This is a genomic window from Streptococcus sp. DD12 (assembly GCF_001578885.1).
Taxonomy (GTDB): Bacteria; Bacillota; Bacilli; order Lactobacillales; family Streptococcaceae; genus Streptococcus.
Window position 1 is genome coordinate 1,113,510 of sequence record NZ_KQ969495.1, and the last position, 14,583, is coordinate 1,128,092.

Annotated in this window: 14 protein-coding genes; 3 read left to right on the plus strand and 11 right to left on the minus strand. The window is 46.4% G+C overall.

Annotation, left to right across the window (positions count from 1 at the left end; all coding sequences use genetic code 11):
- Positions 1–90: 90 nt before the first annotated feature.
- On the minus strand, positions 91–1,713 hold the full coding sequence (locus STRDD12_RS05155; protein ID WP_066915794.1) for a putative polysaccharide biosynthesis protein: 1,623 nt from the start codon (positions 1,711–1,713) through the stop codon (positions 91–93).
- An 88-nt stretch (positions 1,714–1,801) separates the two neighbouring features.
- Between STRDD12_RS05155 and STRDD12_RS05160 the strand changes: the two genes are divergently transcribed.
- Positions 1,802–3,250, plus strand: a complete 1,449-nt coding sequence (locus tag STRDD12_RS05160) for a UDP-N-acetylmuramoyl-L-alanyl-D-glutamate--L-lysine ligase (protein ID WP_066915796.1) — start codon at positions 1,802–1,804, stop codon at positions 3,248–3,250.
- A 151-nt stretch (positions 3,251–3,401) separates the two neighbouring features.
- On the opposite strand, the gene scrK is transcribed toward STRDD12_RS05160, so the two are convergent.
- Positions 3,402–4,283: a fructokinase ScrK gene (gene scrK / locus STRDD12_RS05165; protein WP_066915798.1), complete on the minus strand. Its 882-nt coding sequence runs from the start codon at positions 4,281–4,283 to the stop codon at positions 3,402–3,404.
- 123 nt (positions 4,284–4,406) lie between these two features.
- Complete coding sequence (locus tag STRDD12_RS05170) at positions 4,407–6,341, minus strand: sucrose-specific PTS transporter subunit IIBC (RefSeq protein WP_066915800.1); 1,935 nt, start codon at positions 6,339–6,341, stop codon at positions 4,407–4,409.
- A 223-nt stretch (positions 6,342–6,564) separates the two neighbouring features.
- Here STRDD12_RS05170 and STRDD12_RS05175 point away from each other — a divergent pair, with 223 nt between their 5' ends.
- Together STRDD12_RS05175 and STRDD12_RS05180 are read left to right on the plus strand one after the other, a co-directional pair.
- The gene (locus STRDD12_RS05175; RefSeq protein ID WP_066915802.1) at positions 6,565–8,004 is read left to right on the plus strand and encodes a sucrose-6-phosphate hydrolase; all 1,440 of its coding nucleotides are present in this window, start codon (positions 6,565–6,567) and stop codon (positions 8,002–8,004) included.
- Between the two features lie 4 nt (positions 8,005–8,008).
- On the plus strand, positions 8,009–8,983 hold the full coding sequence (locus STRDD12_RS05180) for a LacI family DNA-binding transcriptional regulator (RefSeq protein WP_066915804.1): 975 nt from the start codon (positions 8,009–8,011) through the stop codon (positions 8,981–8,983).
- A 129-nt stretch (positions 8,984–9,112) separates the two neighbouring features.
- On the opposite strand, the gene nusB is transcribed toward STRDD12_RS05180, so the two are convergent.
- The 8 genes from nusB to rlmB form a co-directional block, all read right to left on the minus strand.
- Positions 9,113–9,547 carry a transcription antitermination factor NusB gene (nusB, locus tag STRDD12_RS05185; protein WP_066915806.1) on the minus strand — a complete coding sequence of 145 codons (435 nt, stop codon included), beginning with the start codon at positions 9,545–9,547 and terminating at the stop codon, positions 9,113–9,115.
- Complete coding sequence (locus tag STRDD12_RS05190; protein WP_066915808.1) at positions 9,540–9,932, minus strand: Asp23/Gls24 family envelope stress response protein; 393 nt, start codon at positions 9,930–9,932, stop codon at positions 9,540–9,542. Before STRDD12_RS05190 ends, nusB begins: the two co-directional genes overlap by 8 nt.
- 25 nt (positions 9,933–9,957) lie before the next feature.
- Positions 9,958–10,518: an elongation factor P gene (efp, locus tag STRDD12_RS05195; protein ID WP_066915811.1), complete on the minus strand. Its 561-nt coding sequence runs from the start codon at positions 10,516–10,518 to the stop codon at positions 9,958–9,960.
- Positions 10,519–10,738: 220 nt separating this feature from the next.
- Positions 10,739–12,076 carry a PFL family protein gene (locus tag STRDD12_RS05200; RefSeq protein WP_066915813.1) on the minus strand — a complete coding sequence of 446 codons (1,338 nt, stop codon included), beginning with the start codon at positions 12,074–12,076 and terminating at the stop codon, positions 10,739–10,741.
- Between the two features lie 14 nt (positions 12,077–12,090).
- Positions 12,091–12,357 (minus strand): ACT domain-containing protein, encoded by a 267-nt coding sequence (locus tag STRDD12_RS05205; protein WP_066915815.1) that lies wholly within the window; start codon positions 12,355–12,357, stop codon positions 12,091–12,093.
- A 99-nt stretch (positions 12,358–12,456) separates the two neighbouring features.
- Complete coding sequence (locus STRDD12_RS05210) at positions 12,457–13,320, minus strand: DegV family protein (RefSeq protein ID WP_066915817.1); 864 nt, start codon at positions 13,318–13,320, stop codon at positions 12,457–12,459.
- Positions 13,317–13,832 (minus strand): NYN domain-containing protein, encoded by a 516-nt coding sequence (locus tag STRDD12_RS05215; protein ID WP_066915819.1) that lies wholly within the window; start codon positions 13,830–13,832, stop codon positions 13,317–13,319. The genes STRDD12_RS05210 and STRDD12_RS05215 overlap by 4 nt, the downstream gene beginning before the upstream one ends.
- Positions 13,829–14,560: a 23S rRNA (guanosine(2251)-2'-O)-methyltransferase RlmB gene (gene rlmB / locus STRDD12_RS05220; protein ID WP_066915821.1), complete on the minus strand. Its 732-nt coding sequence runs from the start codon at positions 14,558–14,560 to the stop codon at positions 13,829–13,831. Before rlmB ends, STRDD12_RS05215 begins: the two co-directional genes overlap by 4 nt.
- Between the last annotated feature and the right edge of the window lie 23 nt (positions 14,561–14,583).

A 14,583-nucleotide genomic window follows, 5' to 3' on the forward strand; every position in this document is an offset into this window, starting at 1 on the left:
TTACTAGGGCTAGCTATAGTTTGAAACTATAACAAAAAAAGCAAGCTTGACCAACCACTAGCCAAGCTCGCTATTCATAAAGCATTCTTTTTAGAGATGGAAACGGTCTCTCAAGGCTTGTGCCCGACTGCCCAAGAGTTTATCCGCTGCATGTGTTTTCAAGGCCAAATACCCATACACAAGGATACCGATAGCACCAATAAGGGCCACTTGCAGACCACCTCCCAAACGCGTAGCTGGTAACAGCAAGGTCAAGCCCCAGTTGATTGGCAAAATCACTAGCGTCATCACAGCTGTCATTAGGAGGATTAATAAAATTTGCCGCCAAATCAGGCGCCGATTAAAGTGGGTCACGCGCTGCATCTGTTTGTACATGAGCACAATAGGTACCGTCAGACCAATCGCTGTCGCCAAAATGGGACCATAGGCTTCTAAAAAGACAATGGCTGGCACTTGCAAGATCAGTTTAACCACAAGCCCATAAACAAAATACAAAATCGCTTTGCGGTTTTCAAAGAGGGCCTGCAACATCGGAGCAATCATGGAGTATAGGGCCAAGAAGATAACCTGAACCAGCGAGGCAACAAATAGCATCAAGGCCAAATCGGATGGCAAGCCATAAAAAATAGTATACAAAGGGCGAGCCAAGACCAAGGCCCCAAAAATAGCAGGGACCAACACCACCAAAAGCATCTGAAAGGTATTAATAATCAACCGCGCACAGGCATGAAAGTCTTTGTTAACAAAGTTCTGGGTCAACAAGGGAATTCCCGCCCCAGCGATAGAAGTTGCCACAGCAATCAAAATCATCGTCACCTTAGATGGATTTGAGGTCATATAGGCAAACTGCACCTGCAAGTCTTTTTGACTATAGGTCGTCATAAAGGACATGACATTAGAAAAGGTCAGCTGGTCAATAATTTGGAAAATTTGAATGGCCGCCCCTGTGATGATGAAAGGAATGGCTTCACGAATGGTTTCCAAAATCAGACGGTTAGCGCTCAGGCTGATATTTTCCGGCTTTGGTCCAAAAATCGCCACCAGCATGCCCTTGCGCCAAAGATAGTAGAAAAGGACTCCAAAACTGGCCAGCATCCCAATAAAGGCTGCAAATGTTGATTGCGTCACAGCAGTCAGGTAATTTCCAGAACCAATCTGCATGATATAAAAGGTGGCTAAAAGCATCCAGATAACTCGGATGACCTGCTCACAAATCTGGCTGACGGCATAGGGTTTTAAATCATTAAAACCTTGGAAATAACCGCGCAGCACACTCATGCAGGGAAATATCAAGACAGCCGGGGCCAAACTGTGCATGACGGGGATGAGGTCATCACCACCGCCGCTCATCCGTGATAGGGCAGGGGAAAAGAGATACATAATCACAGCAAATATGGCACCCAGTCCCAGCATAAAGGTCAAAATTTTTCGAATCAGATAAAAGCTGGTCGCTTCTTGCCCCAGGGTATTGTACTTGGAAACCTGCTTGGCTACAGCCACGGGAATTCCAGCGGTAGAAATCAGTAGAAAAAGGGCATAGATATTGTAGCCCATTCCAAAAAGCGCATTTCCTTGGGCACCGTATTTTCCCATCCACATATACCAAGGGATGATATAAAGCGCTCCCAAAAGTCGGCTGATAAAATTAGCGGCAGTCAGCCAGGCTGTCCCCCGCAACATGGTTTGTTCTTGAGTTTGTCCTTGTTCAGGCATAGCCTTCTTTCTCCTGTCTTAGTATCAGTTTATTATAAACTTTTCAGTGCGACTTGTAAAACCTTTTTGAAAAGACTAAAATAAGAGTATGATTACGATTGAAACCGCTTTGCGAATCCTTAAAGACGACCACAATTTCCGAGAAGTGATTAAGGCTGGTCACTACCACTTCAACGCCTCTGGTAAAAGCTTTACCAAGCTGTCTTACGATAGCCGAACCTGTGATGGGGAAACACTCTTTTTTGTCAAAGGGGCCAATTTCAAGAAGGCTTTTTTGGACAAGGCAGTTGAACAGGGGCTGACCTACTATGTGTCTGAGGTGGACTACGAGGTCGCTATTCCTGTTATCCTGGTCAATGATATCAAGCAGGCCATGAGCCTCATTGCTATGGCTTTTTACGATAGGCCACAAGACAAGTTAAAACTGATTGGTTTTACAGGTACCAAAGGCAAGACCACCGCTGCTTATTTTGCCTATCATATTCTCAAGGAAAACCATAAGCCAGCCATGCTATCAACCATGCAAACCACTCTGGATGGCGAACATTTTTTCAAATCAGAATTGACCACACCTGAGAGCCTAGACCTCTTTGCCATGATGGCTCAAGCCGTCGCAAACGGGATGACACATCTTATTATGGAGGTTTCCAGCCAAGCTTACCTGGTCAAACGTGTCTATGGACTAACCTTTGATGTCGGGATTTTTCTCAACATTAGCCCTGACCACATCGGGCCAATCGAACACCCCACTTTTGAGGACTATTTCTATCACAAACGGCAACTATTAGAGAATGCCCGCTACACCATTGTCAACCAAGGGATGGCTCATTTTGACCTCCTCAAAGAGCAAGTCCAGGAGAAACCACACGCTTTTTACGGTAAGGGGTCAGACAATGCCGTGACCGACAGCCAGGCCTTATCCTTCACCCTTACTGGCTCACTAGCAGGTACTTACAGCCTCCAGCTATTGGGCGACTTTAACCAAGAAAATGCGGTCGCTGCTGCCCTAGCCTGTCACAAACTGGGGGCTAGTCAAGCGGCTATTCAAGCTGGCATTGCCAAAACGACTGTCCCTGGACGCATGGAGATTTTGACCGCTACAAACGGGGCGCGCATCTTTGTTGACTATGCTCATAATGGTATCAGCCTAGAAAGTCTTATCTCAGTGGTCGAGCCACATCATCAGGGCCGCATCAGCCTCATCATCGGCTCAACAGGCAACAAGGCTGAAAGTCGCCGCAAGGATTTTGCCGATGTCATCAATGCGCATCCCCAGCTGGCTGTCATCCTGACTGCTGATGACCCTAATAGAGAAGACCCTGCAGCCATCGCTCAAGAAATTGCCAGCCACATCACACGGCCAGTCACCATCGAAGTCGACCGTGAAAAAGCTATTCAACTCGGGGTGTCGCAACTTCACCAGCCAGAAGATGCCCTCATCATTGCTGGAAAAGGGGCAGATGCCTTTCAAATCGTCAATGGCCAGCGTGTCGCCTACCCTGGGGATGCTCAAGTTGCCAGAACTTACTTGCACTAAACCCTTGCCTTTTCAGCTCCCTAGCTGGAGGGCTTTTTCGTTTAGTTTAGACCCAAGACAGCTAGCCTCTCTTGTCTGACACTAGCTTTCATAGCTAGCTCCCAGCATTCGACCAAGCAAAAAAGGAAGCCCTAGCTTCCTTTTTTCTTGTTTAGCGTTCAGATACCTTTTTAGCCAAGGCAAAGTTTCCGAGAGTCGCAGAACCGTTGCCTGACACAGCAGGTGTGACAATGTACTCTTTGACATCAGGAACTGGCAAGTAATCATTGAGCAAGACAGCGAATTTTTCTCGCACACGGTTGAGCATGTGTTCTTGCGCCATAACGCCACCACCAAAGACAATAACTTGAGGCCGGTACAAGACAGTCGCTTGGACTGCAGCTTGGGCAATGTAATAAGCTTGAATATCCCAAACCTCTGAGTTTTGTTCAATGTTTTCCCCACGAATCCCTGTCCGAGCTTCCAAGGAAGGCCCTGCAGCTAAACCTTCCAAACAACCTCTGTGGAAAGGACACGTGCCTGAAAATTCATTGGCAACATCTTGTGGATGTGGTGCCACATAGACGTGACCAGCCTCAGTATGGCCAACACCACCGATAAATTCACCTTTTTGGATGGCACCAGCACCGATACCTGTCCCAATGGTATAGTAAACCAAGCTATCCACACCCTTGCGAACCAAGCTCTCACCGTAGGCTGACGAGTTAACATCCGTCGTAAAGTAGAAAGGCAGATTGAAATCCTTAGCAATCAGGCCTAAAAGGTCCACGTGCGCCCAGTGTTCTTTTGGTGTGCTCGTGATAAATCCATAGGTTTGTGAGTTTTGGTCAACATCGATCGGTCCAAAAGACCCAACAGCGATACCAACCAAATCAGCTTCATAACGCTTGAAAAATTCCACCGTGCGTTCGATGGTTTCATAAGGGGTAGTGGTCGGAAATTGTGTCTTTTCGACAATGTTAAAGTTCTCATCACCGACTGCACAGACAAACTTTGTGCCACCAGCTTCCAAACTACCATACAACTTTGCCATAATCGTCTCCTTGTTTTATCATATGTCTTTTATAAATTATAGCGAATAGCGCCTCTAAAAGCAAGAAGGCCCATGTTTTCACAAGGCCCCTTGCTGTATTATGTACTATATGTTTTTTAAGAATTATTTGACATCAATCAGGGCATCACCATGGCTGACAGTAGCTGTTGCGACTGCTTCAACAGCTGCAAAGTCAGCGGTATTGGTTACGATGACCATAGTTGTGTCATCCAAACCAGCTTCTGCGATGGCTGCTGAGTCAAAGGTTCCCAAAACATCACCAGCTTTTACCTTTTGATCAGCTTTCACTTTTTGGTCAAATCCTTTTCCTTCCATAGAGACCGTATCAATCCCCACGTGGATAAGAATTTCGGCACCTTTGTCAGACTTCAAGCCATAAGCATGACCTGTTTCAAAGGCAATTGTAACGGTACCGTCAACGGGTGCGTAAACTGTGTTTCCGCTAGGTTTTACCGCAGCACCTTTCCCCATAGCTCCTGATGAGAAGACTGGGTCATTGACATCTGCCAGAGCAACCACTTCACCGTCCAATGGAGACACAATAGTTTGTGCTTCTGGTTTGCTTGTCACATCAGTCGCTTCGTTCATCACTTCGCTAGCTGCTGCAGTAGTAACAGATGTGGTTGCTTCTTCAGAGGCAACTTCTACTTCCATTTCTTCGTCACTGTAGCCAAACATGTAAGTCAAGACAAAGGCAAGTGCAGTAGTTACCAGAACCATGATGACGTATTTAAGGACTTGACCATTCAGGTAAAGCAAGGTTCCTGGGATGATAGTGATCCCAAAACCAGTACCTGCCAAGTTAAGGATTGACGCTAACCAACCACCAGCTGCACCGGCAATCAGACCCATCACAAATGGTTTCCCGAAACGTAAGTTAACCCCGAAGATAGCAGGTTCTGTGATACCAAGTCCTGCAGACAAGGCAGCTGGGAAAGCCAAAGCTTTCAATTTTGCAGATTTTGTTTTCACACCAACAGCCAAAGTAGCCCCTGCTTGAGCTGTCATAGCTGCTGTGATGATTGCGTTAAATGGATCGCGGCCGTCAGCTGCAATCAATTGTGCTTCCAAGAGGTTGAAGATGTGGTGAACACCAGTCACGACGATAATCTGATGTACCCCACCAAGAATCAAGCCTGACAGACCAAATGGCAAGGCCAAGAGGAATTTAGTTGCGGCAAGGACATAGTTTTCGACAGAGTGGAAGACTGGTCCGATGACAAAGAGCGCCAAGACAGACATGATGGTAAAGGTCAAGAATGGAACTACCAAGAGGTCTAAAACGTCTGGAATCTTCTTATGCAACCATTTTTCCAGTTTAGCCCCCAGAAGACCAACGAAGAAAGCTGGTAAGACTGAGTTTTGGTAACCAACAACTGGAATAAAGCCAAAGAAATAGATTGGTTTGGCTGCTGCAGAAGCAACGTCCCAAGCATTTGGCAAGGCTGAGTTAACCATCATCAGACCCAAGACCAAACCGATAACTGGGTTACCCCCAAAGACACGGAAGGCTGACCATGAGATCAATGCTGGGAAGAAGGCAAAGGCGGTATCTGTCAAGACAACCGTATAAGTATAGAAGTTAGAAGCTTGGAAGGCTTCTGAAGTTGTTCCAAAAAGGCCCAAGATGGTGTCGTTGTTAATGGCACCACGTACCCCCATGAAAAGACCTGTCGCTACGATAGCTGGAAGCAATGGAACGAAAACGTCACCGAAAGAACGGATAGCGCGTTGGAACCAGTTCCCTTGTTTAGCAGCATCTGCTTTTTGGTCGTCTTTTGAAGCGGTTGGCAAGCCCAAAGCGACAACTTCATCGTACATTTTGTTTACCAAACCAGTACCGAAGATGATTTGGTATTGACCTGAGTTAAAGAATGCCCCTTGAACCTTGTCAAGTCCTTCAACTTTCTTTTTGTCGATCTTATCTTCATCGACAACCATGACACGCAGACGTGTCGCACAATGCGCGACACTGCGGACGTTGTCACGCCCACCCAGGGCTGCAACAACTTCTTTTGCAATTTGAGTGTTATCCATTTGCAAAAAAACTCCTTTAAAAAATTTCTTTTTGTAAGACGCCGTGAAAGCGTTTTATGATTGCTTACGGTCACTATTTTAACATTTCCCTAGAGTATGTCAAGCGTTTTGCAGAAATTTTTATTTTTTTCGTAAAATCGTTGATTTTTAGGGGAGAAACGTTTAGTATAACAATAAGAAATGCCTCCTGCTTGAGGCGCTAAATTGATAAAAGGAGACACTTATGAACCTACCTACAGAGATTCGTTACCGCAAGTATGCTGATTGGAGCGAAGAAGAAAAGAAAGCTATCGCAGAACGTGTGGCCCAATCTCCTTGGCATACAACTTTTCACCTCGAACCTAAAACAGGACTCCTTAACGACCCTAACGGTTTTTCAATTTTTGATGGAAAATTCCAACTTTTCTATCAAAACTGGCCATTTGGGGCAGCCCACGGATTGAAACAGTGGGTCCACACCACCAGTACGGATTTGGTTCATTTCACAGAAACAGGTAGCAAGCTCTTGCCTGACCACGCCCACGATAGTCACGGAGCCTACTCTGGTTCTGCTTATCAGATTGGCGACAAGCTTTTCCTCTTTTATACAGGAAATGTTCGTGACGAAAACTGGGTCCGTGACCCCTTGCAAATCGGAGCTTGGATGGACAAAGACGGCCAGATTGAAAAATGTGACCACGTTCTGATTTCACAACCTGAAGATGTTACAGAGCACTTCCGTGACCCACAAATTTTCCAATATGAAGACCAATATTTTGCTATCGTAGGCGCTCAAAGCCTTGATAAGAAAGGTTTTGTCAAGCTCTACAAGGCCTTAGATAACGATGTCACCAACTGGGAATTCGTCGGCGACCTGGACTTTGGCGGTACAGGTTCTGAATACATGATTGAGTGCCCTAACCTTGTTTTCGTGGATGGTCATCCTGTTCTCTTGTATAGCCCACAAGGTCTAGACAAGGCAGAGTTGGACTATGACAACATTTATCCCAACACCTATAAAATCTGCCAATCGTTTGACACAAAGGAAGCCAAATTAGTCGGAGCTTCCCAAATCCACAACCTTGACTATGGCTTTGAAGCCTATGCTACCCAAGGTTTCAATGCCCCAGATGGTAAGGTTTACATTATTAGCTGGATTGGTCTGCCAGATGTTGACTATCCGACTGACCGCTACGATTACCAAGGGGCCATGAGTTTGGTTAAGGAATTGTCCCTACGTGACGGAAAACTCATCCAGTCACCTGTCGCTGCCATGAAAGACCTCCGTCAAAAGCAAGAAGTTTTTGCGGATAAAGCACATACCAGCAACAGCTATGAGCTTGACCTAACGGTAGCTAAGGACCAAGTCTTTGACCTGCGCCTCTTTGCTGATGAAGCGGGTAATGGGCTTTTAGTTCGAGTAGATACCACAACTGGCCAAGTAATCGTCGATCGGTCAAAAGCTGGGAAACAATACGCCCTTGACTTCGGCACTAGCCGTCATTGTCAGATCACCCCACAAGAAACCAAAGTCCGTATTTTCGTGGACAAATCGGTGGTTGAAATTTTTGTCAACGATGGTGAACAAGTCTTTACCAGCCGTGTCTTCCCTGAGACAGACCAAACAGGTATTCGTACAGAGAAGGGCCACGCGTCTGGTTACTACTATGACTTAAAGGGCTAAACTTATGGTGGCAAAACTAACCGATGTCGCAGCCTTAGCAGGGGTCAGTCCAACAACGGTATCTCGTGTCATCAATAAAAAAGGCTATCTTTCTCAAAAAACCATCGATAAAGTTCAAGCTGCCATGCGTGAACTAGGCTACCAACCCAACAGCCTGGCCCGCAGTTTGCAAGGAAAATCCAGCCGTTTGGTGGGATTGATTTTCCCCAATACCAGCAATATTTTCTATGCAGAACTTATTGAGTATCTTGAGCGGGCCCTCTTTAAAAAAGGCTACAAGGTTATTCTGTGTAATAGTGAAGATGACCCCCAAAAGGAGCAAGAATACTTGGACATGCTGGGTGCCAACCAAGTGACCGGCATCATTTCCAGCAGTCACAACCTGGGTATCGAAGCCTACGAACGTGTGGAAGCCCCTATTGTGGCCTTTGACCGCAACTTGGCCCCCCATATCCCCATCATTTCTTCGGATAACTTCGAGGGCGGTAAACTGGCGGCAGCTACCCTGCAAAAAAATGGCTGCCAGCACATTGTGATGTTGACTGGAAATGACAATTCTGACAGTCCAACCGGCTTACGGCAACTAGGTTTCCTCTATCAAACCAAGGGGGCTAGCCAAACGGTCGAAGTGGTTAAAGTGCCTAATAACTTGTCCCCGATGAGACGTGAGATGGCTATCCGTTCTATTTTAGCAAGCTGTGAACCCGATGGGATTTTCGCTTCAGACGATTTGACAGCCATCCTAACCATGAAAATCGCCCAACAATTAGGCCGTAAGGTCCCCGATGACTTAAAAATTATCGGCTATGATGGCACTAGTTTTATCGAAACCTACTACCCACAACTAGCCACCATCAAGCAACCCCTCAAAGAAATTGCAGACCTCTGTGTGGATGTCCTTTTAGCGGAAATCCACCACGAAAAAACCAACCGAGACTATGTTTTACCCATCAGTTTGATTCCGGGTGGCAGTCTTTGACAGGCACCTAGCAGCCTGTAACCTAGCAAATGAAAAGCACCTAGGACCTTTGTCCTAGGTGCTTTTGCCTGTCAAAACGGACAGGTTATCGTAAAAGAAAAGACAACTCTACCAGACTGCTTGTCTAGGCTAGTCCTCTTTTACAAACTGGGTCAATATCCCATTAATAAACTTGCTTGATTCTTCTTCTGAATAGCCCTTGCTGAGCTCAATAATTTCATTGATGGCAACACGGCCTGGTGTGCCTTCATAATAGGCAATTTCATAGAGGCCAAGGCGCAAGAGGCAGCGGTCAATCACACTTAACCGTTCCAGTCGCCAACCTTTTTTGAGCTTAGCAGAAATGGCTTCATCCAGAGCTTTTTGCTCACCGACAACACCTGTCACCAGCTGCAACAAAAAGCTAGGCACATCATAGGTCTCATCTGCTTCAGTAGCCTTATCATAAGTATAGGCGAAGTAAGCTTGGTCCAAGGGTTCCCCTGTAAATTCCAAGGCAAAGAGAGCCTGCAAAGCTCTTTCTCGCAAGTCATGACGTGAATTAAAGGTTTGACGCTCAGTCATTCAGGAAATCCTCTTCAAACAAGTGCTCATAGTCAGGCTTAGGTGTCTTTTCAGGCACGATGGCCAAAACATGGATATTGACATCTGTGACTTCAATTTCAGCCATGTCGTAAACGGCTGCTTTGACAGCTTTCTGGATGGCCATTGAAACCGCTGGAACATTTACGCCATACTGCAGATAGACATAGATATCTGCTGTCAGCGTTCCAGCTGCTTCATCATTGGTCAAATAGATTCCCTTAGTAAAGGCATCTTTACTAATTGTATCTGTGACGCTTTTATTTTGCAGAGAGTGCACCCCTTCGACCTTGGTCGTTGCAATCCCTGTGATGACTTCCAAAACACGTGGGGAGATGACAATGTCTCCCAACAATTCTGTGGCCATAGCTTCTCCTTTCTGGCAGTACCGATTAGGCACGTGACACGTAGGTTCCTTCTTGGGTATTGATAATCAATTTTTGACCTGCTTCGATAAAGTCAGGCACATTGACTACCAATCCTGTTTCCATTGTAGCAGGTTTTCCTGAACCTGTTACCGTAGCTCCCTTGATAGACGGTTGTGTTTCAGCAACCGTTAATTCTACTGTTGTTGGAACGGTCACACCGATAACCTCTGTCCCGTAAAATTGGATTTTAACTTCACCATTTTCCAAGACGTAGAGCAATTCTTGTTCAACATTTGCTACAGGAATTTCGTACTGTTCATAGTTTTCAGTATCCATGAAGTAGGCTGTGTCATCCATTTTGTAGAGGTATTGTGCCCCACGAGTTTCGATGATAGCTTGTTCAAATTTTTCTTCTGGACGATAAGTCGTATCAAAAGTAGACCCTGTACGGACATCACGCAATTTCATACGCATGACGGTGTTTCCTTTACCTGGCTTGTGGTGGCTGGCTTCTAAGACACGGATCAGTTTGCCATCAGAAGTTTCAAAGGTCATTCCAGCTTTTAATTTACTTGCTTCAATCATGAAGATTACTCCTTTTATTCTCAAAGTGTTATCGGTTTATTTTACCACATTCCCTGTAAAAATGCCATCTGTGGCCTAAAAGTGCAGGGAAAAACAAACCGTCTGTTTTTAGAAAGACCTCAGCTAGTCTCAGGCGCTCCAAACATTTCTGTGCAAGGGGCCCACCACATAAAAAATCCGAGGGAAAACCTCAGATTTTTTGACTGTCTTATGTGAGAACCTAGTTTTTAAAACTATGGATTGGGGCAGGGATTTGACCGCCACGGCCGATAAAGTCTGCTGAAGAGGCTTGGTTGACCTTCATGACTGGCGCCACTCCTAAAAGGCCTCCAAATTCAATCATATCCCCTTCTTTTCCTTTAGGAATAATGCGGACTGCAGTCGTTTTCATGTTAATCACACCAATAGCCGCTTCATCCGCAATCATGGCAGCAATTGTTTCTGCCGGTGTTTCTTCTGGAATGGCAATCATATCCAAACCGACAGAGCAGATAGCTGTCATGGCTTCTAACTTTTCGAGATTGAGAGAACCGTTTTGAACCGCTGCTATCATACCCTCGTCCTCAGAAACGGGGATGAAAGCACCTGAAAGCCCCCCGACTTGGTTACAGGCCATGACGCCGCCTTTTTTGACTTGGTCATTGAGCAGGGCTAAGGCCGCAGTTGTGCCGTGGGTACCGACAGTCTCAAGTCCCATCGCCTCTAAGACACGCGCCACGGAATCACCGACTGCTGGTGTGGGAGCTAAACTAAGGTCCACAATGCCAAATTTCACACCCAGGCGTTGGCTAGCCATTTGTCCGACCAACTGACCAATACGAGTAATTTTGAAGGCTGTCTTTTTAACCGTTTCAGCCAATACATCGAAACTCTCGCCTTTGACCTTCTCGATTGCCCGTTGGACCACACCGGGTCCAGACACACCGACATTGATGACTACGTCAGCTTCACCGACCCCATGAAAGGCCCCGGCCATAAAAGGATTATCCTCAACAGCATTGGCAAAAACAACCAGTTTGGCGGCTCCCATTTCAGAAGCTTGGGCCGTTTCTTTGATAACACGCCCCATATCTGCAACGGCCGTCATGTTGATACCGGTCTTGGTCGAACCAATATTGACCGAAGCACAGACCTTATCAGTCTCAGCTAAGGCTCTTGGGATGGAGTTGATAAGAATGTCATCCCCTTTTTGGTAACCTTTTTGAACCAAGGCAGAAAAGCCACCGATGAAGTCAACACCAATCTCGTGCGCCGCACGGTTGAGGGCATGAGCTAAAGGCAGGTAGTCTGTCGCATCGGTTGCTGCCCCTATCAGGGCAATCGGCGTAACAGAGACCCGCTTATTGACAATCGGAATCCCTAACTCGGCAGCAATCTCATCCCCAACCGCTACCAGGTTTTTGGCCTTAGTTGTGATTTTTGTATAAACTTTTTCAGCCGCTCGGTCAATATCCGAATCGATACAGTCTAAAAGAGAAATTCCCATCGTGATGGTTCGAATATCGAAGTGTTGTTCTTCAATCATCGCGATGGTTTCTGTGACTTGTCTAATATCCATGAAAACGTCCTCTCTTATAGGTTGTGCATGGCATCAAAAATAGCGGCACTTTGGATATTGATTTTGACATTCAGTTGATTGCCAAAAGCTTCAAATTCACCTCGAAGGGCTGTAAAATCCTGCTTCTCGTCAGATGACACCACAGCCATCATGGTAAAGAATTCATCCAAAACAGTTTGTGAAATGTCGTCAATATTGAGACCAAGTTCTGCAATCTTAGCGGAAACCCCCGCCACGATACCTGTCTTATCCTTGCCAACAACTGTGATAATAGCTTTCATCTTTTGCCTCCAAAATGTGTTGTTACCTATTGTAACATAAGAAAGCAGAACTTTCTAGGCTCTGCTTGGGCTTTTATCTGGACAAATTCCGAACATTACTTAGTTTCGTGGCTTTTTCCCAAAACTAAAGGCTGCCAGGGTATTGGGTCCCACATGAGCGGAAATGACTGGCCCTAGCGGCATGACGAGGACTTCGGTTACCCCCTCTTGCTTTAAGAGGTCTTCTTTTAAGGCCAAAGCCGCTTCTTTGTCATTGGCATAGGCAAGGACGATAGTCCCTTCTGCCAAGTCTTGAGTGGCCTGAGCCATCATTTCCTTAATGGCCTTTTTACGGCCACGGCTTTTTGCAAGGGGGACGAGTTTTCCTTCGCCGTCAATCCATAAAAGGGGTTTGACATTGACCAAGGTCCCCATAAGTGCTGAAGCCTTGGATAAACGACCTCCCCGCATGAGATGGTACAGATCATCCACTAGAAAAAAGGTGCGCAGGCGAGGACAGGCATCATCTAACCAGGCAAGCATCTCCTCGATGCTAGCGCCTTCTTGGCGCAAACGATCAACAGCCATCACAAGGTAGCCTTCCCCACAGGAGGCCGCCAGGGTATCATAGAGAAAAATGGAGGCATCTGGGTAATCTTCTAAAACGAGGTCACGCGCCATCACAGCACTTTGATAGGTGCCAGACAAAACACTATTAAACCCGATATAAAGCACTTGGTCGCCTGCTTGGGCTACTTGCCGAAAATAGGTTTCGAATTGGCCCACATTGATTTGACTCGTCGTGGGTTGTTGCCCTTGGGCCATCTCTGCCAACAAAGCCTCTGCCGTCAAGGCATTCGGACCTGTGGTCTCGTAGGTCTTTCCAGCCACTGTGACTGTCAAGCCCAAAACATCTACCTGATGCTGGTTTAACCACTCATGTGGCAAATCAGCTGTCGAATCTGTTAAAAGACGTAATGTCATGTTAAATCCTCCATCAACCCCTTGAGGTCAGCTAACTGTTGGTCGTCCCAAGGACGCAAAGGGGGTTTTGCCAAATCATTCTTGTCCACAAAATGGGACAAGCTCTTTTGGTTTTGTCCAACACGCTCTTCTAGTTCTCGCGCAGAGACTCGCAAGGCACCCTTGGCAAAGACGCCCCATTGTTCGTTGAGATCGCTGGTTGCGACTGAAACGATGTAAGGGCCGTCATTTAGTTCTAGCGCCAAGTGTTCAATATAAGCATCCGCTGTTTCATCTTCTTGGGTAAAAACCACGTCAACCCCATACTGGTCATAATGTTGGCGGCTCCCCGGCACAAATTGCGCATCAAAGACACAGATGATGGGGATGTGAGAGAAATGGGCGTAATCATGAAGAGCGCTTAACAACTTCTCACGCGCCTGATCCAACTGCTGGCCCTTAAAAAAGGGGGCTGTTGCCTTCCAAGAAGCGATCATGTTATACCCATCGACAAGCAAAATGGGAGACTTCATGACAAGCGATTCCTTAAGACTTCATACATGAGCACCGCTGCAGCAACACTGGCATTAAGGCTCTGTACGTGTCCAACCATTGGGATAGTCACCATTTCATCCACTTGTTTTTTCAAGTTAGGTGAGATGCCCTTGCCCTCGTTTCCGATAATCAAAGCCAACTTGCCAGACGTATTCCACTGATGTGCTGGTGTTCCTGACATATCTGTTCCAAAAACCCAAAATCCGTCTGCCTTTAACTGGTCAACCGCCTGAGACAGATTGGTGACCCGAGCTATGGGGACATGGCTGATTGCTCCCGTTGAGGTTTTGGCAACAATCGGCGTAACTCCCACCGACCGGTGTTTGGGGATAATGACACCCGTCACACCTGTAGCATCCGCAGTCCGTAAAATAGACCCTAGATTATGCGGGTCGGTCAAGCCATCTAGGACAAGCAAGAGAGGGTTTTCCTCTTGGCCTGCCTTGTCTAGAAGCTCTTGAAGGTCAGCATAGGCAAAAGCGGCGACACGTAAAACCACCCCCTGGTGAACGCCACCTGCAGCCATCTCTGTTAATTTTTTCTTGGGTGTCCAAGAAATACTCACTTTTTCTTGGGCAGCCAAATCTTTTAGGCTATCAATCTTACGACCGTGCAAGTCATCTTGTATGTAGAGTTTGTTGCCCCTTTTTTCCTTGAGGGCTTCTGTGACGGCATGAACACCGTAAACTAAATCTTCTTGTTCCATGCTTTTAGTATAGCATAAAGGCG